The following is a 24,049-nucleotide window of genomic DNA, read 5'->3' as shown; positions in this document are numbered from 1 at the left end:
CTTCCGGGTAATTTGGTGTGATGGACAACGTAACTGCGAGGTGTTGGCGTGAACATTAATGCGACCCTGATTGGCCAGTCCGTTGCGTTCCTGATTTTTGTACTGTTCTGCATGAAGTTCGTATGGCCTCCGGTCATTGCGGCATTGCACGAACGTCAAAAGAAGATCGCTGATGGTCTGGACGCTGCCAGCCGAGCAGCTCGCGACCTGGAGTTGGCCCATGAGAAAGTGGGTCAACAACTGCGCGAAGCGAAAGCTCAGGCAGCTGAAATCATCGAGCAAGCCAAGAAACGCGGTACCCAGATTGTCGACGAGGCCCGTGAACAGGCTCGCGTCGAAGCTGACCGTGTGAAGGCTCAGGCTCAAGCCGAGATCGAACAGGAACTGAACAGCGTCAAAGACGCCTTGCGTGCCCAAGTGGGTGCCCTGGCTGTTGGCGGTGCTTCGAAGATCCTGGGTGCCACAATCGATCAAAACGCGCACGCAGAGCTGGTAAACAAACTGGCTGCTGAAATCTAAGCGAGGGCGATCATGGCAGAACTGACCACGTTGGCCCGACCTTACGCTAAGGCGGCCTTCGAGCACGCTCAGGCCCACCAGCAACTGGCCAATTGGTCAGCCATGCTCGGCCTGGCAGCAGCGGTGTCGCAAGACGACACCATGCAGCGCGTGCTCAAGGCCCCGCGACTGACGAGCGCAGAAAAGGCCGCCACGTTCATTGACGTGTGCGGCGACAAGTTCGATGCCAAGGCACAGAATTTCATTCACGTCGTTGCCGAAAACGACCGTCTCCCGCTTCTGCCGGAGATCGCCGCTCTTTTCGACCTGTACAAGGCCGAGCAAGAGAAGTCGGTAGACGTGGAAGTGACCAGTGCTTTTGCATTGAACCAAGAACAGCAAGACAAACTCGCCAAGGTTCTCAGTGCACGACTCAACCGGGAAGTGCGCCTGCAAGTCGAGGAAGACAAGTCCCTGATAGGGGGCGTTGTCATCCGCGCCGGCGACCTGGTTATCGATGGCTCGATTCGCGGCAAAATCGCGAAACTTGCCGAAGCATTGAAATCTTGAGTTTGAAGGGGCAGCAGAGCAATGCAGCAACTCAATCCTTCCGAAATAAGTGAAATTATCAAGGGCCGCATCGACAAGCTCGATGTGACCTCCCAAGCCCGTAACGAAGGCACTGTCGTCAGCGTATCTGACGGCATCGTGCGGATTCACGGTCTGGCCGACGTCATGTACGGCGAAATGATCGAGTTTCCGGGCGGCGTCTACGGTATGGCCCTCAACCTGGAGCAAGACTCTGTAGGTGCCGTGGTATTGGGCGCGTACACATCGCTGGCTGAAGGCATGAGCGCCAAGTGCACCGGCCGCATCCTCGAGGTTCCTGTTGGTAAGGAACTGCTGGGCCGCGTAGTCGACGCACTGGGTAACCCTGTTGACGGCAAAGGTCCACTGGGCAACACCGAGACCGACGCGGTCGAGAAAGTTGCTCCAGGCGTGATCTGGCGTAAGTCGGTAGACCAGCCTGTACAGACTGGCTACAAGGCTGTCGATGCCATGATCCCTGTCGGCCGTGGCCAGCGTGAGCTGATCATCGGTGACCGTCAGATCGGTAAAACCGCTCTGGCGATCGACGCGATCATCAACCAGAAGAACAGTGGCATTTTCTGTGTCTACGTCGCCATTGGTCAGAAGCAATCGACCATCGCCAACGTGGTTCGCAAGCTGGAAGAAAACGGCGCCTTGGCCAACACGATCATCGTGGCGGCCAGTGCTTCGGAATCTCCTGCGCTGCAGTTCCTGGCTCCGTACTCCGGTTGCACCATGGGCGAATACTTCCGCGACCGCGGTGAAGACGCGCTGATCGTTTATGACGATCTGTCCAAGCAAGCAGTGGCTTACCGCCAGATTTCCCTGCTGCTGCGCCGTCCACCAGGCCGTGAAGCTTACCCAGGCGACGTGTTCTATCTCCACTCCCGTCTGCTGGAGCGCGCATCCCGCGTTTCGGAAGAGTACGTAGAGAAGTTCACCAACGGCGCAGTGACTGGCAAAACCGGTTCCCTGACCGCACTGCCGATCATCGAAACCCAGGCTGGCGACGTTTCCGCGTTCGTTCCGACCAACGTGATTTCCATCACCGACGGTCAGATCTTCCTGGAATCGGCCATGTTCAACTCCGGGATCCGTCCTGCTGTGAACGCCGGTGTTTCGGTATCCCGTGTGGGTGGTGCCGCTCAGACCAAGATCATCAAGAAGCTCTCCGGTGGTATCCGTACCGCTCTGGCTCAGTACCGTGAACTGGCGGCATTCGCCCAGTTCGCTTCTGACCTGGACGAAGCGACCCGTAAGCAACTTGAGCATGGTCAGCGCGTTACCGAGCTGATGAAGCAGAAGCAATACGCTCCTATGTCGATCGCTGACATGGCGTTGTCGCTGTATGCCGCTGAACGTGGGTTCCTGACTGACGTCGAAATCGCCAAGGTCGGCAGCTTTGAACAAGCGCTGATTGCTTACTTCAACCGCGATCACGCCGATTTGATGGCGAAGATCAACGTGAAGGGTGACTTCAATGACGAAATCGACGCTGGCATGAAAGCCGGTATCGAGAAGTTCAAGGCCACCCAAACCTGGTAAGCCGCAGCGGGAGTCGCAAGGCTCCCGCTTGCTAACCTGATAGGTGTTACATGGCAGGCGCAAAAGAGATTCGCAGTAAGATTGCGAGCATCAAAAGCACGCAAAAGATTACCAGCGCCATGGAAAAAGTGGCGGTCAGCAAAATGCGCAAGGCACAAATGCGCATGGCTGCTAGCCGTCCTTACGCGGAGCGCATCCGCCAGGTGATTGGTCATCTGGCCAACGCCAACCCGGAATATCGCCACCCGTTCATGATCGACCGCGCCGTCAAGCGCGTCGGTTACGTCGTGGTGAGCAGTGACCGTGGTCTGTGCGGTGGCTTGAACACCAACCTGTTCAAGGCCCTGGTCAAGGACATGGCGGTAAACCGCGAACAAGGCGTCGAGATCGATCTGTGCGTGATTGGTAGCAAGGGTGCGGCATTCTTCCGCAACTTCGGCGGTAACGTCGTCGCCGCTATCAGCCACCTGGGTGAAGAACCGTCGATCAATGACCTGATCGGCAGCGTCAAGGTGATGCTGGATGCTTACCTGGAAGGCCGGATTGACCGCCTGTCCGTGGTATCCAACAAGTTCATCAACACCATGACGCAACAGCCAACCGTGGAGCAATTGATCCCACTGGTGGCGACCCCGGAACAGGAACTCAAGCACCACTGGGACTACCTCTACGAACCCGATGCCAAGGAGCTGCTTGACGGCTTGATGGTCCGCTACGTGGAGTCGCAGGTGTACCAGGCGGTGGTCGAGAACAACGCAGCTGAACAAGCGGCGCGGATGATCGCGATGAAAAACGCTACCGACAACGCCGGTGATCTGATCAGCGATTTGCAGCTGATCTACAACAAGGCGCGTCAGGCTGCGATCACCCAAGAGATCTCGGAAATCGTCGGCGGCGCTGCCGCGGTTTAACGGTTCAAATATTCAGAGGATCCAGCTATGAGTAGCGGACGTATCGTTCAAATCATCGGCGCCGTTATCGACGTGGAATTCCCACGCGACAGCGTACCGAGCATCTACAACGCGCTGAAAGTACAAGGCGCGGAAACCACCCTGGAAGTTCAGCAGCAGCTGGGCGACGGCGTGGTTCGTACCATTGCGATGGGTTCCACCGAAGGCTTGAAGCGCGGTCTGGACGTTATCGACTCTGGCGCTGCCATCTCCGTACCGGTCGGTAAAGCGACCCTGGGCCGGATCATGGACGTACTGGGCAACCCGATCGACGAAGCTGGCCCGATCGATACCGACGAGCGCTGGGGCATTCACCGTCCTGCGCCATCCTTCGCTGAACAGGCAGGCGGCAACGACCTGCTGGAAACCGGCATCAAGGTTATCGACCTGGTTTGCCCGTTCGCCAAGGGCGGTAAAGTCGGTCTGTTCGGTGGTGCCGGTGTAGGCAAGACCGTAAACATGATGGAACTGATCCGTAACATCGCCATCGAGCACAGCGGTTATTCCGTGTTCGCCGGTGTGGGTGAGCGTACTCGTGAGGGTAACGACTTCTACCACGAGATGAAGGATTCCAACGTTCTGGACAAAGTGGCACTGGTCTACGGTCAGATGAACGAGCCGCCGGGAAACCGTCTGCGCGTAGCCTTGACCGGCCTGACCATGGCCGAGAAGTTCCGTGACGAAGGTAACGACGTTCTGCTGTTCGTCGACAACATCTACCGTTACACCCTGGCCGGTACTGAAGTATCCGCACTGCTGGGCCGTATGCCTTCGGCAGTAGGTTACCAGCCGACCCTGGCTGAAGAGATGGGCGTTCTGCAAGAACGTATCACTTCGACCAAGGAAGGTTCGATCACTTCGATCCAAGCGGTATACGTACCTGCGGATGACTTGACCGACCCGTCGCCAGCGACCACCTTCGCCCACTTGGACGCCACCGTCGTACTGTCCCGTGACATCGCTTCCCTGGGTATTTACCCAGCGGTCGATCCACTCGACTCGACTTCGCGCCAGCTGGACCCGAACGTGATCGGCCAGGAGCACTACGACACCGCTCGCGGCGTCCAGTACGTGCTGCAGCGCTACAAAGAGCTGAAGGACATCATCGCGATCCTGGGTATGGACGAACTGTCGGAAACCGACAAGCAGTTGGTATCCCGCGCTCGTAAGATCCAGCGCTTCTTGTCGCAACCGTTCTTCGTGGCTGAAGTCTTCACCGGTGCCTCGGGTAAATACGTTTCCCTGAAGGACACCATTGCTGGCTTCAAAGGCATCCTCAACGGTGACTACGACCACCTGCCAGAACAAGCGTTCTACATGGTCGGCGGCATCGAAGAAGCGATCGAGAAAGCCAAGAAACTGTAATCCCGGCGCCCGGCAACGGGCGCTAATTAGGTTGAGGCAATCAGATGGCTATGACAGTCCATTGCGATATCGTCAGTGCGGAAGGGGAAATCTTCTCCGGTCTGGTCGAGTTTGTGGTTGCGCACGGTGAGCTGGGTGATCTTGGTATCGCCCTGGGTCACGCACCGCTGATCACCAGCTTGAAGCCAGGTCCGATTACGCTGAAAAAGCAGGGCGGGGATCAGGAGGTGTTCTACATCTCCGGTGGTTTCCTCGAGGTTCAGCCGAACATGGTCAAGGTCCTTGCCGACACCGTGCAACGTGCTGCCGACCTGGACGAAGCCTCCGCTCAGGAAGCCGTCAAGGCTGCCGAGAAGGCCCTGAACGAAAAAGGCGCAGACTTCGACTACGGTTCTGCTGCTGCACGTCTGGCCGAGGCTGCAGCCCAGCTGCGCACCGTCCAGCAGATCCGCAAGAAGTTTGGCGGCTAAGCCGTCTGCTTTTTGTGTGATTGATTAAAAAGGGTAGCCTCGGCTACCCTTTTTTCTTTTCCCCACATTCATCATCTGGTCGCAGCCGCTGACCACCCAGGATTGGTAGCCAGTCATGTCTCTCGAAATCGTTATTCTCGCGGCCGGTCAAGGCACCCGCATGCGTTCGGCGCTGCCTAAGGTATTGCACCCGATCGCCGGAAATTCAATGCTGGGGCATGTTATCCACAGTGCCCGGCAGCTTGATCCACAGCGCATCCACGTGGTGATCGGCCATGGTGCCGATGCGGTGCGTGAACGCCTGGCGGCGGATGACCTGAATTTCGTGCTGCAAGACAAGCAACTCGGTACTGGCCATGCGGTGGCCCAGGCCGTGCCGTTCATTACCGCCGATACCGTGTTGATTCTCTACGGCGACGTGCCGCTGATCGAAGTCGATACGTTGCAGCGCCTGCTCAAGCACGTTGCACCACAGCAGCTTGGCCTGCTGACCGTCGAGCTGGATGACCCGACCGGCTACGGCCGCATCGTGCGCAACGGCGCCGGCCAGGTGACCGCTATCGTTGAGCAGAAGGACGCCAACGAGGCCCAGCGCGCGATCACCGAGGGCAACACCGGGATTCTTGCCGTGCCGGCCGAGCGCTTGGGCGACTGGATGAGTCGTCTGTCGAACAACAATGCCCAGGGCGAGTACTACCTGACCGATGTCATCGCCATGGCGGTGGCGGACGGGTTGGTCGTGGCCACCGAGCAACCGTTGGACGCCATGGAAGTGCAGGGCGCCAACGATCGCCGGCAATTGGCCGAGCTGGAGCGCCACTACCAGCTGCGCACCGCCCGCCGCCTGATGGCCCAGGGCGTGACGTTGCGCGACCCGGCTCGTTTCGATGTGCGTGGTGAAGTCAGCGTCGGCCGCGACGTGGTCATCGACATCAACGTCATCCTTGAAGGCAAGGTTGTCATCGAAGACGACGTGGTCATTGGTCCGAACTGCGTGATCAAGGACAGCACCCTGCGCAAAGGCGTGGTGATCAAGGCCAACAGCCATCTCGACGGCGCGGTCATGGGCGAAGGCAGCGACGCCGGCCCGTTTGCACGCCTGCGTCCTGGCACCGTGCTGGAAGCCCGTGCCCATGTGGGTAACTTTGTCGAGTTAAAGAATGCCCGCATGGGCGAGGGCGCCAAAGCGGGTCACCTGACTTATCTGGGCGACGCTGAGATCGGCGCGCGGACCAACATTGGCGCCGGCACCATCACCTGTAACTACGATGGCGCCAATAAGTACCGGACGACCATTGGAGAAGACGTATTTATCGGCTCCAACAATTCCCTGGTAGCTCCCGTGACGATAGGCGATGGCTCAAACACGGCTGCGGGTTCGACCATCAATCAGGATGTGGATAAGTCCCAACTGGCAGTGGGTCGAGCACGCCAGCGCAACATCGATGGCTGGAAGCGTCCGGAAAAGATCAAGAAGCCGTAAAGTTATCCACAGCCCCGCATGGGAGCGAGGAAGCCGCTCTCATGCGGGCCCAATAATTTCTGAATTTTTCTCCTTGCGGCTTGACGATATCCTCTCAATAGGTTTTGATTGCTTACGTTATCTTTCGAATCGAAACTTAAGCCGATATGTCAAAGCGCAACACACCACAGCGCCGCCACAACATCCTCGCCTTGCTTCAAGAGCAGGGCGAAGTCAGTGTGGATGAGTTGGCCAAGCACTTCGAAACCTCCGAAGTTACGATTCGCAAGGATCTTGCCGCGTTGGAAACCAACGGTTTGCTGTTGCGCCGTTACGGTGGCGCCGTGCCGATGCCGCAGGAACTGGTGGCCGATAACGGCCAAACCGTCTCCAAATACAAACAAGCCATCGCCCGGGCTGCTGTGAAGCGGATCCGCGAGCATGCGCGCATCATTATCGACAGCGGCAGCACCACGGCGGCCATGATCCCTGAACTCGGCCAACAGCCGGGGCTGGTGGTGATGACCAATTCGCTTCACGTAGCCAATGCCTTGAGCGAATTGGAGCATGAGCCGGTGCTGTTGATGACCGGCGGTACCTGGGACCCTCATTCCGAGTCATTTCAGGGCCAGGTCGCCGAGCAGGTGCTGCGCTCCTATGACTTCGATCAGTTGTTCATCGGTGCCGACGGCATCGATCTGGTGCGTGGCACTACCACTTTCAACGAACTGCTGGGCCTGAGCCGTGTGATGGCTGAGGTCGCCCGCGAAGTGATCGTGATGGTGGAGGCCGACAAGATCGGCCGCAAGATCCCCAATCTGGAGCTGCCGTGGAGCAGCATCCATACCCTCATTACCGATGATCGCCTGCCCGTGGAGGCACGCGATCAGATTCAGGCCCGCGGCATAAATTTGATCTGCGCGCCTGTCAGCCAGGAGAAATAGCATGTGTGGAATTGTCGGCGCCGTTGCTGAACGCAACATCACTGCAATCTTGCTTGAAGGTCTCAAGCGTCTCGAATATCGCGGCTATGACAGCGCGGGCGTGGCGGTCTTCACCAACGACGAGACGCTTGAGCGGATGCGTCGTCCGGGCAAGGTCAGTGAATTGGAACGGGCGCTGGAAGCGCAACCCCTGGTCGGTCGCCTGGGTATCGCCCATACCCGTTGGGCCACGCATGGCGCTCCGTGTGAGCGTAACGCCCACCCGCATTTCTCCGACGATCTGGCGGTTGTGCACAACGGCATCATCGAAAACTATGAAGCCTTGCGTGAACAGCTCAAGGCGCTTGGCTATGTGTTTACGTCTGACACCGACACTGAAGTCATTGCCCATTTGCTTAACCATAAGCTCAAGGATCTGGTTGACCTGACCGTGGCACTCAAGGCGACGGTCAAGGAGCTGGATGGCGCTTACGGCCTGGCGGTGATCAGCGCAAAACAACCGGATCGCCTGGTCGCGGCCCGCAGTGGCAGCCCGCTGGTAATTGGCCTGGGCCTGGGGGAGAACTTCCTGGCGTCCGATCAGCTGGCGCTGCGCCAGGTCACTGACCGCTTCATGTACTTGGAAGAAGGCGATATCGCAGAAATCCGTCGCGACAGCGTGCAGATCTGGGACATCAATGGAAAAGAAGTCGAGCGGGAGACGGTCCAGTACCGCGACGGCGCCGAAGCCGCCGACAAAGGCGAGTTCCGTCATTACATGCTCAAGGAAATCCACGAGCAGCCTGCCGTCGTCCAGCGCACCCTCGAAGGGCGCCTGAGCCAGGATCAGGTATTGGTTCAAGCCTTCGGGCCACAGGCGGCCGAGTTGTTCGCCAAGGTGCGCAATGTGCAGATTGTGGCCTGCGGCACCAGCTATCACGCCGGCATGGTCGCCCGTTACTGGCTCGAAGAACTGGCCGGCATTCCGTGCCAGGTCGAAGTGGCGAGCGAGTTCCGCTATCGCAAAGTCGTGGTGCAGCCCGACACGCTGTTCGTGACCATCTCCCAGTCCGGCGAGACCGCCGATACCCTGGCCGCGCTGCGTAACGCCAAGGAGCTGGGTTTCCTCGCCAGCCTGGCGATTTGCAACGTTGGCATCAGCTCCTTGGTGCGTGAATCCGACCTGACCCTGCTGACCCAGGCCGGCCGTGAGATCGGTGTGGCGTCGACCAAGGCGTTCACCACGCAACTGGTGGGCCTGCTGTTGCTGACGCTGTCGCTGGGTCAGGTACGCGGCTCGTTGGGCGAGGGTGTCGAGGCCAAACTGGTGGAAGAACTGCGACGCCTGCCGGCCCGCCTGGGCGAAGCCCTGGCGATGGACAGCACCGTGGAAAAAATCGCCGAGCTGTTCGCCGAGAAAAACCACACCCTGTTCCTCGGCCGTGGCGCGCAATTCCCGGTGGCAATGGAAGGGGCTCTCAAGCTCAAGGAAATTTCCTATATCCACGCCGAGGCCTACCCGGCCGGTGAGCTCAAGCACGGTCCGTTGGCGCTGGTGGATAACGACATGCCGGTCGTCACTGTGGCGCCGAACAACGAGCTGCTGGAAAAGCTCAAATCCAACTTGCAGGAAGTCCGCGCCCGTGGCGGCCAGTTGGTGGTTTTCGCCGATGAAAAGGCCGGCATGACCAACGGTGAAGGCACCCACGTGGTGCACATGCCGCACATCCACGACATCCTCTCGCCGATCCTCTACACCATCCCATTGCAGTTATTGTCGTACTACGTGGCGGTGCTCAAGGGCACTGACGTCGACCAGCCGCGTAATTTGGCGAAATCGGTAACGGTTGAGTGAGATAGAGCATAGGCCAACGGATCTGGCCTGTAGCGTCAAGCCCAGGCCCTCGTAAAAATCCAACCCCCTGAATTCAAGGGGGTTTTTTTATGCATGCCGTAAAAGGATTTGTCAGTTCAGGCAGGTACTAAGCTTAAGTCCTGACTCGTCGCTAGCCCGGTTCGTCGTATTCATGGCGAGCGGCTGAACAACTGCGTTGACAACGCGGCATAGAGGTGATGATATCGAGTCATACGACAACGTATGACATCAAAATAATAAAAACGAAAGGCGCAGCCATGTTTCCCACATTTGCGGCCCAGCGGTTTAGCAGTCCACCGGTCCCACGCGTTAACGCAGTGCCCCAGCTACTTTCCTCATTTCTCGGCAAGCCCCTTTCGGGCTGGCAAGCACATTCGAATTTCCCTATCTCAACACCCAAGCATCCTTGCCTGTCTCGACAGGCGTGGCGTTCGGGCGTGTCCGTTTCTTGCTCAACTTCTAACCCACAATGAATGGCTGTACCCGGAGAACAATAATGAAGAAAACACTCTGCGCCTCTTTGATCGCCTCGTTCCTGAGCCTGACCGCCGGCACGGCAATGGCCGCCGACGCAAGCGATTGGCCAAGCCGTCCGGTACAGGTGGTGGTGATTGCCAACGCCGGCGGTGACACTGACTTCAACGCACGCATGATGGCCAAGTACTTCACCAAGCTCACCGGCAAATCCATGGTAGTGACCAATATGGCCGGCGGGGGCGGGACGATTGCCGCCGACGCGGTGAAGAGCGCGGCGCCGGATGGCAATACCATCCTCTTCACCCACACCGGCCAGTTGATCGTCAACGAGGTCGCGGGGCTGTCGGAAGACCGTTTTGATGCGTTTGATATCTCCTGCATCGCTGGCGTCGACAAAGGCGCGGTGTTCGTCTCGGCGAAAAGCTCGGGCATCGACAGCCTCGACCAACTGGTTGAAAAGGCCAAGGCGAAGCCCGGCACCATCACCTACGGCACCGAGATGGGCAACTTCTCTCACCTGCAGGGCCTGATGTTCGAGAAGCTGGCCGGCGTGAAACTGAAGATGGTCGACAGCGGCACGGTGTCCGAAAAAATCGTCGCCTTGCTGGGCAAACGCATTGACCTCGGCGCCATCAGCTATGGCTCGGTCCAGGACTACATTTCCAGCGGCAAGATGACCGCGCTGGGTCAGCCCAACGCCGAGCGCAACGCGCTGCTGGGCGACGTCAAGACCTTCAAGGAGCAAGGCGTGGACCTGATTCTGGACAAGCCTTACGTCGTCGCTTTCCCGAAAGGCACGGACCCGGCCATCGTCAAGAAAATGGCCGACACCATGAAGAAAATCACCGAACAGCCGGAATACGCCGAGGAGTTGAAGAAGTCGTTCAAGCAGCCGGTCAGCTTCCAGGGCACCGAAGAAGCCGTCGCAACCTTGAGCAAAACCCGCGACAGCTTCATGGAGTTCAAGGACGAAATGCGTAAAGGCAAGTAATTTTGCGTAACGGGCGCGGGGCGCGCTGCGTTGGCAGCAAGCACCCGACGCCCAGTCCTTTCCAGTATGAGGAGCCTGTATGGATTCCTATAAAAGAAACGAGCTGATAGTCGGCCTGGCCATGCTCGGCGCCGGGGTGGCCTATCTGGTGTTGACCTTGAACCTGCCGCGTCGCGGCACCGTCGATGCCGCGTTTGTACCTTTGATTCTCGCCGTTTCATTGTGCCTGTTGGGCGCGTTGCAATTGTGGGCGTGGCGAAAGCTGCCGAACAAAAGTGCCGAGCCCGCGGAAAAGTCCGAGTCGATTGACTATCCGACGGTCTTCAAGTCCCTGGCATTGGTGCTGCTTTTCACAGCGCTGCTGGAGCCCGTGGGCTTCGTGATCATGACCGTGCTTTATCTCTATGCCCAGTTCATCGTACTCACCCCGGCGGAACAAAAGGTCAAGCACCTCCAGTACGCGCTGATTGCGGTCGTCTCGGCAGTTCTGATTTTTTACATCTTTCGCCATGGCTTCGACTTGCTCCTGCCTGTCGGTTTATTGGATTTCTAGGGGGCAGCCATGATTGAACTCATGCAAACAGGCTTCGCGGCCGTACTTACACCCTACGTTTTTCTGCTGATCACCCTCGGTGTTGCGGTGGGGATCGTTTTTGGCGCCGTGCCCGGGCTCTCGGCCACCATGGCGATCGCACTGTGCTTGCCGCTGACGTATTCGATGGGACCAGGTCCTGGCCTGGCACTGCTGGTCGCGCTGTTTGTCGGCGCGACCTCGGGAGGGTTGATATCGGCGATATTGCTCAACATACCGGGAACGCCGGCCTCCATCGCGACGACATTCGATGGTTGGCCGCTGATGAAACAAGGCCATGGCGTCAAGGCCCTTGGGATTGGCGTGGTGTTCTCGTTTCTGGGCACGATTTTCAGTATCGCCGCACTCATGTTCATCGCGCCGATCCTGGCGGATCTAGCCCTGAGCTTCGGTCCGCACGAATACTTTTCCATCGCGATATTCTCGTTGACGTTGATCGCCACGCTGTCCACCGGCTCGCTGGTCAAAGGCTTGTTTGCCGGCGCCCTGGGCTTCGCCTTCTCCACCGTGGGCATCGCCCCGGTCGAGGCCATCCGCCGCTTTACCTTTGACCTGCCGAGCCTCAATGGCGGCTTCGCCATGCTGACCGTCATGATTGGTATGTTTGCGGTCTCCGAGGTGCTGAAGTTCGCTGAAAGTGCACGCCTGAGCCACCGGGCCAAACCCCAGCACGTCAGCATGAAAGGCGTGAAAGGTTTCGGTTTTTCGATGAAGGAGTTTGTCGGTCAACTGCCCAACGCCACCCGTTCATCCTTGATCGGCCTGGGCATTGGTATCCTGCCCGGCATCGGTGCTGGTACGTCGAATATCGTCTCTTATATCGTTGCCAAGAAACGTTCCAAAACGCCTGAGGAGTTCGGCAAAGGCAAGATCGACGGCGTGGTCGCCAGCGAGACGGCCAACAATGCCGGCATCGGCGGCGCGATGATTCCGTTGCTGACGCTGGGCATTCCTGGCGATACCACCACGGCGGTGATGCTGGGCGGTTTCATGATCCACGGCATCCAGCCTGGGCCTTTGCTGTTCATCAGCCAGGCGCCGCTGGTCTACACGATTTTCGCCGCGCTGATCCTCGCTTCCGTGCTGATGCTGGTGCTCGAGTTCTACGGCCTGCGCATGTTCATCAAACTGTTGGCGGTGCCCAAGCACATTCTGTTGCCGATTATCCTGGTGCTCTGCGTGGTGGGCGCTTTTGGCCTGAACAGCCGGATCTTTGACGTCTGGGCGGTGCTGCTGTTTGGCTTGCTGGGGTACGGGTTCGTCAAAGCCGGTTTGCCGATCGCACCCTTCATCATCGGTTTCATCCTCGGCCCGATGGCGGAAACCAACTTGCGCCGTGGCTTGATGCTGTCCGATGGCAACTTCAGTGGTTTCCTGACCAACCCCATCTCCGCGGGCTTCCTCGTTCTGGCCGCCGCGTCCATCTCCTGGCACTTGGTGACGGTCATCCGCAACAGGAAAAGTGCTGCTATCGAATTGATGCGCAGCTAGCCCCCTGCATTCGTCCGCATTCGCTGCTGCAACGCGACAGGTGTTGCAGCAGCCGAGCCGGATCGCCACGTATCGCTGCAAACGAGCAAATGGCTGGCTGGACGATGAGCAAGGCTGAGTCCTGGCAGCGTCCGTCAGCTGATTGAGGAGAGAGGCATGTCGTTGAACCATGATGTCATCCAGCGCATCGAGCAGGTGGTCGGGCTGATCGGGTTGGTGCGTGATCCTGAGCTGATGCGCGGCTATCTGACCGACTGGCGTAACGCCTACCAGGGCCAAGCTGCCCTGGTGGTGCGCCCGGCCACCACCGAAGAAGTGGCTGAGGTTGTACGCATCTGCCATTACGCCCAGATTGCCTTGGTGCCGCAGGGTGGCAATACGGGCTTGTGTGGCGGATCGATCCCTGACACCTCAGGCAACCAGGTGGTGCTGTCCTTGACCCGGATGAAACGCATCCGTGAGATCGACTTGGCCAATGAAACCATCACGGTCGAGGCCGGTGTTATCTTGCAGCAATTGCAGGACGCCGCCAGCCAGGCCGGTCGCTTGTTCCCGCTGTCGCTGGGTGCGGAGGGCAGTTGTACGGTCGGCGGCAATCTGGCGACCAATGCCGGCGGCACGGCTGTGCTGCGTTACGGCAACATGCGTGAGCTGACCCTTGGCCTGGAAGTGGTGCTGCCTGACGGTCGCGTCTGGAATGGGTTGCGCGGCTTGCGCAAAGACAATACCGGTTACGATCTCAAGCATCTATTCATCGGCTCGGAGGGCACGCTCGGCATCATCACGGCGGCGGTGCTCAAACTGTTCCCGGCCACCCACAGCACCGCGACTGCCTGGGTCGCGCTGCCTTCGCCACAGGCAGCGGTGGACTTGATCGGCCATGTCCGCAGCCTGTGTGCGGATCGTCTGACGGGCTTCGAGATGATGTCGCGCCAAAGCCTGGATTTCGTCCTGGATCATGTGGCCGGCTGCACTGATCCGCTGGAAGCGAAGCATCCCTGGTACGCCTTGATTGAACTGCGTGACACCGTGCCGGACGCGCCGTTGGCGCTTTTGCTTGAAAACGGCCTGGCTCACGCCTTTGAACAGGGTTGGGTCACCGATGCGGTGCTCGCCAGCAGCCAGGCGCAGGCTGCGGCGCTGTGGGCGCTGCGCGAAGGGATTTCCGAGGCGCAGAATCATGAAGGCCCGAGCCTCAAGCACGACATCAGCGTGCCCGTGAGTCGGATACCGGAATTCATCGAGCGCACCGACAGCGCGCTACAACAGGACTTTCCGGGCGTGCGCATTGTTTCTTATGGGCACATGGGCGACGGCAACCTGCACTACAACATCAGCAAACCGCTCGGCGACACGGACGCTTCGTTCAAGGCCGGGGAGCAGGCGATCATGCAGGTCATCTACCGGATGACGAGCGCTTTCAATGGCAGCATCAGTGCCGAGCATGGGCTGGGACAAGCCAAGCCTGACGCGGCGGCTCGCTTCAAGGATCCACTGGAGATCGAATTGATGCGTGCCATCAAACGCACGCTGGACCCCGCTGGGTTAATGAACCCTGGTAAGGTCTTCGCCACTGCGCTGGAGTGATCGAGTCGGCCTCTGCTAGCCTCCCGCTCGAATACCGGACAAGGAGTGGGTGATGACCCAGGTAACCGCCACCAAAGAACGCGTGCGTATCAAGAACGTAGAAGTCCTCTCGGACAACTGGTACATCCTGCGCAAGACCACCTATGACTACCTCGGCCGCAATGGCCAATGGCGTGAGCTGACGCGCGAGACCTATGACCGCGGCAACGGCGCGACCATCCTGCTTTACAGCAAGGCCAAGCAAACCGTGGTGTTGACCCGGCAGTTCCGCTTCCCGGCATTCGTCAACGGGCACGACGGCCTGCTGATCGAAACCTGCGCCGGTCTGCTGGACAACGATGACCCACAGACCTGTATCCGCAAGGAAACCGAGGAAGAAACCGGCTACATCGTCCAAGACGTGCGCAAGGTGTTCGAAGCCTTCATGAGTCCGGGTTCAGTGACCGAGCGTGTGCATTTTTTCGTCGGCGAATATTTCGATGAAGACAGACAGCACGAAGGTGGCGGGCTTGAGTCCGAGGGCGAGGAGATCGAGGTGCTGGAAATGCCCTTGGACCAAGCCTTGGAAATGATCGAAACCGGGGAGATCTGCGACGGCAAGACCATCATGTTGCTGCAGTACGCCAAGCTGCATCGGTTGCTGGAATAACCGGGATCAGCAATTGGCGATCCATGCAGCCTGTTTGCCGGCCTCGCCGCTACCGAACCGTTCACGGTAGGCGGACGGAGCCAGCCCCACCGCATTGCGAAAGGCCGCTCGAAAACTTTCCACCGAGCGGTATCCACAGGCGTGTGCGATGCCAGTGGTGTTCTGGTCGGTGCTTTCCAGCAGCTCCCGCGCCCGGTTCAGCCGTTCCTGCTGCAGCCAGACCTTGGGCGAGAGTCCCGTGGTCTCAATGAAACGGCGCAAAAAGGTGCGCTCGCTCATGGCAACGCGCGCGGCCATGTCAGCCACGCTCAACGGTTGCTCCAGGTTCTCGCGAATCCATTGCAGCACTCGCGTCAGCTCGTTGCGCGGTGACTTGCACACCGGGGCGACGATGAATTGAGACTGACCGCCGGTTCGTTGCGGCGCCATGACCAGGCGTCGGGCCACCGAGTTAGCGATGTGCGTGCCGAAATCCCGGGCGATCAAGTGCAGGCAGGCGTCGATCCCGGCGGCGCTTCCGGCAGAAGTGATCAACTGGCCTGAATCGACGTAAAGCACATTAGGGTCAACCTTGATGTTGGGGAATCGTTCGGCCAGTTCCTTGGAAAATTGCCAGTGAGTGGTTACGGTTTCGCCATCGAGCAGCCCGGTGGCGGCCAGTACGAACACCCCCGAGCAGATAGACAGCAAGCGTGCGCCGCGAGCGTGGGCTCTTCTAAGGGCTTGCAACAGCGCTTCGGGGGGCGGCTCGTAACGATTGCGCCAACCGGGAACGATGATGGTCTGTGCGGTCTCAAGCTCCTCGAGACCTGCGTCGACGCTGATCTGCAATCCTCCCAACGCATGCATTGGTCCCTTGTCGACAGCGACGATGCGGTGGGTATACCAAGGCACGTCCAGTTCCGGGCGGGGTAGCCCGAATATCTCCAGGGCGATACCGAATTCGAATACGCAAAGGCCCTCATAAACGAGGATTGCCACTGTTCCGGGATGAGCATGCATTTGGCGTAATTTCACCGTTTATTGTCGTCTGCTGCACTGTAGCGGACAGTCCCATGCCCCTACAATCGCTGCCAGGCAATCAACGAAACCAAGACGGCTGCACCCCACAAAGGTGACTGCCGCATTACCGGTACCCCACCCCATCGCATCGGTAGAAGATTGTCACTTCCAGATTTATTCCTGCTTCAACAGAAAACGATTCGTGCGGATTGCTGAAGTGTGCGTATTAGATTGAGTTCTGTTAAAGGACGCTGCTAATGGATATTAGCGGTGTCGAGGAGTTGTAGTGATACCCGGATTAACCTGGACGTTGTAAGGGAATGGACTATGTTGCTGATCCAGATAGTGTTTGTCATGTTGTCAGCAAAACTCCTGGGGGCTGTGTTCAATCGCTTGGGACAGCCTCAGGTTGTTGGAGAAATGATCGCGGGTTTTGTGTTGGGCCCGGTTGTACTGGGTCAGCTGTTTCCCGCCTTTCATCAACGGTTATTCGACAGTAGCGCTATCACCCAGCTCAAAGTCCTGAGCGAGTTGGGTATCTTGTTATTCATGTTCGTCATCGGCGCCGAGTTTCGATTCCCATTGAAACAGAGCAAGACTGGCTTCAAGGCCATCGTCATCGGCGCCTTCAGCATTGTTATTCCTTTCTCTCTTGGCGCCGCGATAGCGCCGTGGCTGTTCGAGCATTTCGCCACACCTGAGACCCCCCGGTTGGGTTTCGTCCTGTTCATAGGCACCGTGTTTTCTGTCACCGCTTTTCCGGTACTGGCGCGGATCCTCAAGGAACGCGGCATGCTTGGTACGCAAGTCGGTGCGATCGCCTTGCTGGCCGCAGCCATGAGCGACGTGGTCGCGTGGATGCTGATTGCCGCCGTCGCCATGGTGAATGGTCATGACAGCAACTGGATGGCCTTGGTCGTCCGGGGTGCCTGTCTGGTGTTGCTGGTGGTGTTTTCGTTCCTGGTGCTCAAGCCGCTGTTGAGCCGCTGGCTCGCCGCGGAAGGAAAATTCGCGCAACCGGTGGTGCTGGTGGCATTGCTGGCCGGCGTGATGATCTACGGCAGCCTGACTCACGCGTTGCAAGTGCATGCGGTGTTTGGTGCCTTCCTGTTCGGCCTGTGTGTGCCGCGGGAACAGCGCTTGCTGGACATGATCATCGAACGGTTGGAGCACGTATCGCTGATCATACTGATGCCCTGTTTCTTCGCTCTTGCAGGCCTGAGCACCACCTCGTCGGCGTTTACCGGCCTGGGTGTCTGGGTGCTGCTGGTGATCCTGCTGGTGGCCATCACCGCAAAGGTTGCGGGTAGCGCCCTGGGCGCCCGGTTGGTGGGATGCACCTGGTCGACGTCGCTGACCATCGGTGCCCTGATGAACACCCGCGGGTTAATGGAGCTGGTCGTGCTCAAGATCGGCCTGGACATGGGAATCATCGCAAGTGAGTTGTTTACCGCCTTGGTGGTCATGACCATCGTCACGACGCTGATGACCGGGCCGCTGATGAATTTGCACAAAAAGAAAGTTATCCCCATGGGCACTCTGTCAATTCCAAGAGCGTCGCCACCCCACGGATTTGTAACACCGACCGATAACAATGGAATGGAGCGATAAATGAGCGAACAAACGTCCAGCTTGGTTATTGAAGTAATGGAGCAACAACTGGCCAAGCATTTCCAGAGCATTTTGCAAGATGAAAACCGGATGAAGCAGATTCGCAACGAATTCCGCCGCGACGGTTATTTCAACTTCAAGAACTTTTCTTTCCTACCGAAAAGGATCTTGGAAAACGTTCATGCCGAGGTTCATGCCTTACTCGATGAATATTCGGTACGTCGCGATGTTACGGTTCCGTCCACGGGTAATACCTATCGCAAGATGTACAACGTCAATCAACCGGAAATCGCCGAGGGCGGGACGTTCATTCCTGCGCTTTATCAATCCGAGTCACTGCGTCATTTCCTGGGCAACATTGCCGGCGATGACTTGGCCTCTTGCTGGGAGCAAGAGCAATACCTGATCACCAAGCTGAGCCATCCGGGCGATACCCACGGCTGGCATTGGGGCGATTACCCGTACACGATGATCTGGATCATCGAGGCGCCCGAGGACCCGGCGATCGGCGGCGTGCTCCAATGCGTGCCCCACAGTGAATGGGACAAGCAGAACCCGCAGATCTGGCAGTACATCCTCAACAACCCGATCAAGTCCTACCACCACCTCAAGGGTGATGTGTATTTCCTCAAGTCCGATACCACGTTGCACCACGTCGTGCCGATCCAGCAGGAAACCACTCGGATCATTCTCAACACGTGCTGGGCCAGTGCCCATGACCGGCGAACCGATGTCGCCCACGAGAGCATCGAAGTGATCTGGGACACCAAGGCCAGGACCACCGAAGAAGCTTGACGGCGAACGGCTGGGCGGATGGGTGTCCGCCCGGTTTTATCTATCGAATCAACGTTGCCCCCGGGGCTCAAGGAAGCAGGCCATGTCCATCACTCAAGAAACGTTTCAATCCGAAAGCGCCTACGTCGTGCGCAACGAAGGCGTCGATCTGGAACTCAAGTTGTTCATGGATGAGCAGATCGAATACATCCTCAAACATCGGGCGACCGAACACCCGTTTCTCAATGCCTACGCCGAGCACGGCCTGCCGCCGGAGCACAGCAAGGTGCTGTACTTGGAAACCCTGCATTACTTCAAATACCTGCCGTTCTACGTCTGTGGGATTTCCACCATCACCCGTGACGAGGCAGTGCTGCGCACTATCGCCTTCAATGCTCGTGACGAACTGGGCGAAACCCATTCCCATTCCGACCTGTACCGCAAGTTCCTGCACGACAAGGGCATCAGCGAGGAGCAGATCGAAGCCTACAAGTGCCTGCCCAGCACCCAGGCATTGAACGATGGCATTTGCGCGCTCTACAGCAAACCGCCGCTGCAAAAGGCCCTGGGCGGTTTGTTCGCGGACGAGGCGATGTCGGCATCGATGGTTTCCAAGTACAACGATGGATTGATCAAGGAAGGCGTCAGCGAACGCGGGCGGTTCTTCTGGACGCTGCACATGGAAGTGGAGGTTGGCCATTCCAACGCAGTGTTCAACGTCATGGAAAAGCATCTGCAAACGCCGCAAGAACGTCGTCTGTTCGCTGAAGGGATTGAACAGTACTTGCACCTGATGGAAGTTTACTGGGATGGCATCGAGCGCAAACTCAACGTTGGAGGACGCCAATGACCGCCAAGAACGAATCCGGACAAGGCGTCGCCTTCGGTCTCGGCGCCACGCTGCTCTGGGGCTCGTATCCGCTGTGGTACAAGCCGCTGGCTGGGCTCGATGCCTACCACCTGCTGTCTTGGCGGGTCGTGTTCGCCGAGTTGTTTCTCTTGGCGCTCGTACTCCTGACCGCGCGGGTAGGAACGTTGCGTTCGACCCTCAAGACGGTTCGCCCGGTCAATGTGCTTACCGTGTCCGCCGTGTTGGGGCTGTGGTGGTTGATGTACATCTACGGGATTATGACGGGGCGCGTGCTGGAGGTGGCTTTCGGCTATTTCCTTAGCCCGATCATGAGCATGCTGGTGTCGCGGGTGATCTTCAAGGAACGCCTCACTTCATTGCAGACCTGGGCGATCTTCCTGGCCGTCACCGGTGTGACATTGATGGCGTTCGAACTGCTGAACCTGCATTCCTTCCCGTGGATCGCACTGGTCATTGGTTTCTGCTATTCCTTCTACGGCATCTTCAAGAAGAAAGTACCTGGCGATCCGGTGGTCATCCAAACCCTCGAGATCGCCGTGCTGCTGCCGTTTGCGGCGCTGTTCCTGCTGCTGGCGCAGGCCCAGGGCGTGGGGCACCAGTTCCTGCAATCGGGCACCCGCGACCTGCTGCTGGTCGCGACGGGCCTGATCACGGTGCTGCCGTTGTGGTGGTACAGCTTGGCGGCCAAGCAGTTGTCGATGATCACGCTGGGCTTTTTGCAGTTCGTCCCGCCAATTTGCAACTTCCTGTTGGCGGCATTCGTTTATGGTGAACCGGTCTCGTCGTTGAAACTGGCGGCGTTCTCGTTCATCTGGCTGGCGCTTGCGTTGTTCACGTTGAATTCCATTCGGGTCCAGCGTGCAGCGGCAGCCGCCAGATTGTCCGTGCAAATGCGTACGGCATGACCTACCCGCCCGCGCCGCCTAGAAACGGCGTGGGTTTTTCAGGATAAAGGAATTGAAATGAAGAAAGTCGCCGTAGTGGGCTGCACCGGTGCAGTGGGCATGACCATGCTGCAATTGCTTGAAGACACCGACTATGAAGTGGTCTGCATGGCCTCTGAACGTTCGGCCGGCAAGCGCTTGAAGGCGGGTAATACCGAGCACGTGATCGAGCCTTTTTCGGTCGAAGGCTGCGCTTCGTGCGATATCGTGTTCCTCTGTGTTTCAGGCTCATTCGCCTTGGAGTATGGCGAGCGTCTGGCTGAAAACTCCTACGTGATCGATAACTCGTCGGCGTTTCGTTACCACCCGAACATTCCGCTACTGGTTCCGCCAATCAACGGTCAGCGCTACAAGGGCGAAAAGTTGATTGCCAATCCCAACTGCTCCTCAGCCATTGCACTGATGGTACTGGGGCCGTTGCACGATGCCTTCGGGTTGGAAAGCGCGATCATTTCCACCTATCAGGCCGCCAGCGGCGCGGGGCAACCCGCCATGCTCGAGCTGCGGGAGAAGGCCAAGGCGTTCAGTGACTACGGCGATCAGGACGACAGCGAAAACTTCGCTCATAACCTGGCATTCAACGTAATCCCTCAAGTCGATTCGTTCGAAGACAACGGTTATACCCGCGAAGAAATGAAAGTGGTCTGGGAGTTGCGCAAGGTTTTGGACGAACCGGACCTGGCCATCAGCACCACAGCGGTTCGGGTGCCGACCCTGCGTTCCCATGCCGAGAGCCTGAGCCTGCGATTCAAGCAACCGGTGCGTTCACTGGCCCAGGTGCGCGAGCTCTTGGCGGCTGCGCCGGGCGTCGAGGTGGTGGATGAGCCCAAGCAGGGCGTTTATCCGATGCCCATGACGTCCACGTACAAGCATGCGGTGGAGGTTGGGCGGATCCGCTATAACCTGATCTACGGGGAACATGGACTGGACCTGTTTATTAGTGGTGATCAGTTGCTGCGTGGCGCGGCGCTGAACGCGTTCGAGATCATGCAATTGGTCAATGACTGATCCATCGAGGCATGGCGTAAAAACGCGCAATCACTTTACGGTGGTTGCGCGTTTTTTCATTCAGCTGGACTGAGGCTCGCTGTCGTCTTGCATGTCATCCAGGTATTCCGGCTGATCGGGCAGCTCGGTGATGACGCTGAAGTCGCTGATTTCGATGGCGCCCGTTCCATGGCCGAGCAAGTGAAAGGAGAACGCCTTGCGCGGTTGCGGGTTATCGAAATGGATGTCCATCACCAGTGGCTGGTCGGAAGTCACCGCCACCTCGGTGGGAAAATCCATCGGCACGTCCCGCTCGAATTCCTTGGCCTTCAGGGAGATATAGGCGGCGTGGTCCGTATCCACGGCGCGGATGGTCAAGCTCACACGCGTGCGAGTGCCCTTGGGCATTTCCAGGTATTGGGCGCCGATGAGGTTGTCAGTCCAATCGTTGATGACCTGGGCGGGAAGGGGGATCTTTTCAGCACTGCCGAACTGATAGGGCTGGTTCAAGGACGTGGTAAGCAGCGTCTGGTCCAGTGCCGTGGCCCGTGCGCTGATCAGCCTGGCGCGCTGGCCGCTGTATTGCCCGGCGTAGGTGGCGCGATCGGCGATGAAGCCCTCGCTCTTGTAGTCGCGGCAACGCTGGAGGAAATCGCACTCAGTGAAGGTGCCCTTGCCATCGTGATAGCGCAGCTTGCCGTTGGTGAACGACATGATTTCCCGGCCCGTCGCGTAGTCCCGGAACATCGAGCGACCGGACAACGATGCGGGCACCCTGTAACCGAAGTAGTCGAGAATCGAGGCGGTCAGGTCCACGTGGCCGTAGACGCCTGGCTTGATCCTGGGCAGTGGCTCGGGCGCCAGCGTCAGGTTGAATCCCCAGGACGATGCCAGGCGTACATCGTCGATGCCATGGGACTCGTCCGAGGTGATGACCACCAGCGTGTTTTCAAGGATCCCCTGGCGTTCCAGGCCTGTCAGGAAACTGTCCAGGGCGTCGTCCAGATAGCCCACGGCGGCCTGCTTGGCGGTGTCGTAGCGTTCCAGATAGTCCTCCGGCGCGGAGTAGGGCTGATGCGTGCCCACGGTCAGCAGGGTCAGCATCCAAGGCTTGTCGGCCTGTTGCAATTGCCCGACATAATCCAGCGCGCCTTCGAAGAAGGTCTTGTCATCCTTGCCCCAAGGGAATTCCAGATAGGCAGGGCGGGTGAACCAGTCCATGCCCAAGGTGGTGTCGAAGCCGATGTGCGGCATGATCCGGTCCTTGGCCATGAACCGCAGGCCAGCGCCTTGCAGGAAGTGCGTGGAGAAGCCGTTCTTGCGCAACTGAGCCGGTAGGCAGGCCTGGTTGCGTTGGGTCTGGTTCAACATCTCGACACCCTTTGGGGTGCCATCGTCGAGTTTGTCGTAGTCGCCACACAGCATCGCGTACAAGCCCCGGATGGTCTGGTGACTGTGCAGCACATAATCAGGCGTGTTCATGCCGCGTTCGGCCCAGGCACTGAGGCGCGGCATGAGGTTTTCCTGATAACTGCTTTTCAGGGCTTGGCGGTTGGTTTCCAAGTAGGCGCCGGGGATTCCTTCCAGAGCGATGACGAGGACGTTGCGCGCTTGGCCCGGTGCAGCCAGCAGTTTATGTCCATCAAGGTCCAGCCGGGTGAGTCCTTCCATGGGCGGAGCCTGATCCGGCACATCGCCGGCAAAACGTTGCTCGATATGCTCCTGACCGGCGGCGAAGCCTGCGGTGATGAGTTGATGGGGCAGGTTGAACAGGTTCCATTGGTCCGCCTCGTTGGGCCGCCAGGTTTGCACGGTGCTGTGGGCCAGCAAAAGCACGATCGGCAGCGCCCAGGCATGGCGCGGCAACGGCGGCGCCTGGCGGCGCCGATTGGTCCACTGGACGATCAACCACAGCGCCAGCGCGGCCAGCACCATTGCGGCAAGCCAAGGATGTGCGAAGCCACCGCTGGTGGAGTTCTCGACGAATTGCGGGTCGATCAGATACTGGATGTCCGCTGGTGTCGGCATCCGGCCCACGGCATTGACCAACTCGATGCAAGCCAGCGTCAGCGCACACCAGGCCAGCAGCACCGGCAGTGCCAACCACCAGGGGCGTCGATACAGCAGCGTGATTAACAAGACGCCGATCGCCAGGTCCGAAAGATAACCCAGCGGGTCGGACCAGCCCAATGCAAGCCGCACGCCCATGGGGACGAAGAGGACGGCTCCGGCCAAGGAGGCGAGGGGCGCAAGCGGATGGGTGAGTGAGCGGTAAAAAAAGTTCACAAATATGGGCCTTTCGGTTGGAGCTAATCCTTCGGATAACCGCAGGATTCCCTAAATTGGTCACGAAAATGTAATGACATTGTGAGTGATAGTACCAAGCGTAGCTG

21 protein-coding genes are annotated in these 24,049 nt (G+C 58.6%); 19 read left to right on the top strand and 2 right to left on the bottom strand.

All coding sequences use genetic code 11. From position 1 onward, the window contains the following. Window positions 1-48: 48 nt before the first annotated feature. The 14 genes from J3P95_RS25315 to nudK all read left to right on the top strand — a co-directional run bounded on the left by J3P95_RS25315 (window position 49) and on the right by nudK (window position 15,467). The gene (locus J3P95_RS25315) at window positions 49-519 is read left to right on the top strand and encodes a F0F1 ATP synthase subunit B (protein WP_047230097.1); all 471 of its coding nucleotides are present in this window, start codon (window positions 49-51) and stop codon (window positions 517-519) included. A 12-nt stretch (window positions 520-531) separates the two neighbouring features. After that, complete coding sequence (locus J3P95_RS25310) at window positions 532-1,068, top strand: F0F1 ATP synthase subunit delta (RefSeq protein WP_003187192.1); 537 nt, start codon at window positions 532-534, stop codon at window positions 1,066-1,068. Window positions 1,069-1,089: 21 nt separating this feature from the next. Next, on the top strand, window positions 1,090-2,634 hold the full coding sequence (gene atpA, locus J3P95_RS25305; protein ID WP_434559696.1) for a F0F1 ATP synthase subunit alpha: 1,545 nt from the start codon (window positions 1,090-1,092) through the stop codon (window positions 2,632-2,634). Between the two features lie 50 nt (window positions 2,635-2,684). Continuing rightward, a complete protein-coding gene (gene atpG / locus J3P95_RS25300; protein WP_186611299.1) occupies window positions 2,685-3,545 on the top strand; it encodes a F0F1 ATP synthase subunit gamma in 861 nt (286 codons plus the stop codon). Window positions 3,546-3,572: 27 nt separating this feature from the next. Next, window positions 3,573-4,949 (top strand): F0F1 ATP synthase subunit beta, encoded by a 1,377-nt coding sequence (atpD, locus tag J3P95_RS25295; protein ID WP_186611300.1) that lies wholly within the window; start codon window positions 3,573-3,575, stop codon window positions 4,947-4,949. 44 nt (window positions 4,950-4,993) lie between these two features. Continuing rightward, entirely contained in the window at window positions 4,994-5,419 is a 426-nt protein-coding gene (locus J3P95_RS25290; RefSeq protein ID WP_434559694.1) for a F0F1 ATP synthase subunit epsilon, read from the top strand. 115 nt (window positions 5,420-5,534) lie between these two features. After that, window positions 5,535-6,902 carry a bifunctional UDP-N-acetylglucosamine diphosphorylase/glucosamine-1-phosphate N-acetyltransferase GlmU gene (glmU, locus tag J3P95_RS25285; protein WP_434579262.1) on the top strand — a complete coding sequence of 456 codons (1,368 nt, stop codon included), beginning with the start codon at window positions 5,535-5,537 and terminating at the stop codon, window positions 6,900-6,902. A 146-nt stretch (window positions 6,903-7,048) separates the two neighbouring features. Continuing rightward, the gene (locus tag J3P95_RS25280; RefSeq protein WP_434559690.1) at window positions 7,049-7,825 is read left to right on the top strand and encodes a DeoR/GlpR family DNA-binding transcription regulator; all 777 of its coding nucleotides are present in this window, start codon (window positions 7,049-7,051) and stop codon (window positions 7,823-7,825) included. 1 nt (window position 7,826) lies between these two features. Continuing rightward, on the top strand, window positions 7,827-9,659 hold the full coding sequence (gene glmS / locus J3P95_RS25275; RefSeq protein WP_434559688.1) for a glutamine--fructose-6-phosphate transaminase (isomerizing): 1,833 nt from the start codon (window positions 7,827-7,829) through the stop codon (window positions 9,657-9,659). A gap of 517 nt (window positions 9,660-10,176) precedes the next feature. Continuing rightward, window positions 10,177-11,148: a tripartite tricarboxylate transporter substrate binding protein gene (locus J3P95_RS25270; protein ID WP_434559686.1), complete on the top strand. Its 972-nt coding sequence runs from the start codon at window positions 10,177-10,179 to the stop codon at window positions 11,146-11,148. 79 nt (window positions 11,149-11,227) lie between these two features. Then, window positions 11,228-11,701, top strand: coding sequence for a tripartite tricarboxylate transporter TctB family protein (locus tag J3P95_RS25265; RefSeq protein ID WP_434559684.1), 474 nt, complete (start codon window positions 11,228-11,230; stop codon window positions 11,699-11,701). A gap of 9 nt (window positions 11,702-11,710) precedes the next feature. Continuing rightward, window positions 11,711-13,231: a tripartite tricarboxylate transporter permease gene (locus tag J3P95_RS25260; protein WP_434559682.1), complete on the top strand. Its 1,521-nt coding sequence runs from the start codon at window positions 11,711-11,713 to the stop codon at window positions 13,229-13,231. Between the two features lie 156 nt (window positions 13,232-13,387). Further along, a complete protein-coding gene (locus tag J3P95_RS25255) occupies window positions 13,388-14,818 on the top strand; it encodes an FAD-binding oxidoreductase (protein ID WP_434579265.1) in 1,431 nt (476 codons plus the stop codon). Between the two features lie 52 nt (window positions 14,819-14,870). Beyond that, window positions 14,871-15,467, top strand: coding sequence for a GDP-mannose pyrophosphatase NudK (nudK, locus tag J3P95_RS25250; protein WP_434559678.1), 597 nt, complete (start codon window positions 14,871-14,873; stop codon window positions 15,465-15,467). Between the two features lie 6 nt (window positions 15,468-15,473). On the opposite strand, the gene ftrA is transcribed toward nudK, so the two are convergent. Then, complete coding sequence (ftrA, locus tag J3P95_RS25245; protein WP_434581323.1) at window positions 15,474-16,469, bottom strand: transcriptional regulator FtrA; 996 nt, start codon at window positions 16,467-16,469, stop codon at window positions 15,474-15,476. Window positions 16,470-16,796: 327 nt separating this feature from the next. On the opposite strand from ftrA, the gene J3P95_RS25240 reads away from it, so the two are divergent. The 5 genes from J3P95_RS25240 (at window position 16,797) to J3P95_RS25220 (ending at window position 21,677) form a co-directional block, all read left to right on the top strand. Continuing rightward, a complete protein-coding gene (locus J3P95_RS25240; RefSeq protein WP_434559676.1) occupies window positions 16,797-18,080 on the top strand; it encodes a cation:proton antiporter domain-containing protein in 1,284 nt (427 codons plus the stop codon). Further along, window positions 18,081-18,875: a HalD/BesD family halogenase gene (locus J3P95_RS25235; RefSeq protein ID WP_434559674.1), complete on the top strand. Its 795-nt coding sequence runs from the start codon at window positions 18,081-18,083 to the stop codon at window positions 18,873-18,875. An 82-nt stretch (window positions 18,876-18,957) separates the two neighbouring features. After that, window positions 18,958-19,704, top strand: a complete 747-nt coding sequence (locus J3P95_RS25230; protein WP_434559672.1) for an iron-containing redox enzyme family protein — start codon at window positions 18,958-18,960, stop codon at window positions 19,702-19,704. Next, the gene (gene rarD, locus J3P95_RS25225; RefSeq protein WP_434579267.1) at window positions 19,701-20,630 is read left to right on the top strand and encodes an EamA family transporter RarD; all 930 of its coding nucleotides are present in this window, start codon (window positions 19,701-19,703) and stop codon (window positions 20,628-20,630) included. Before J3P95_RS25230 ends, rarD begins: the two co-directional genes overlap by 4 nt. A 57-nt stretch (window positions 20,631-20,687) precedes the next feature. Then, entirely contained in the window at window positions 20,688-21,677 is a 990-nt protein-coding gene (locus J3P95_RS25220) for an aspartate-semialdehyde dehydrogenase (protein ID WP_434559668.1), read from the top strand. A gap of 60 nt (window positions 21,678-21,737) precedes the next feature. On the opposite strand, the gene J3P95_RS25215 is transcribed toward J3P95_RS25220, so the two are convergent. Beyond that, window positions 21,738-23,942 carry an LTA synthase family protein gene (locus J3P95_RS25215; RefSeq protein WP_434579269.1) on the bottom strand — a complete coding sequence of 735 codons (2,205 nt, stop codon included), beginning with the start codon at window positions 23,940-23,942 and terminating at the stop codon, window positions 21,738-21,740. Window positions 23,943-24,049 lie beyond the last annotated feature (107 nt).

The organism is Pseudomonas sp. Z5-35 (assembly GCF_051131945.1).
Lineage (GTDB): Bacteria > Pseudomonadota > Gammaproteobacteria > Pseudomonadales > Pseudomonadaceae > Aquipseudomonas > Aquipseudomonas marvdashtae.
Note: the sequence above shows the minus strand (reverse complement) of the source record. Positions and strands in the feature narration are given on the sequence as shown.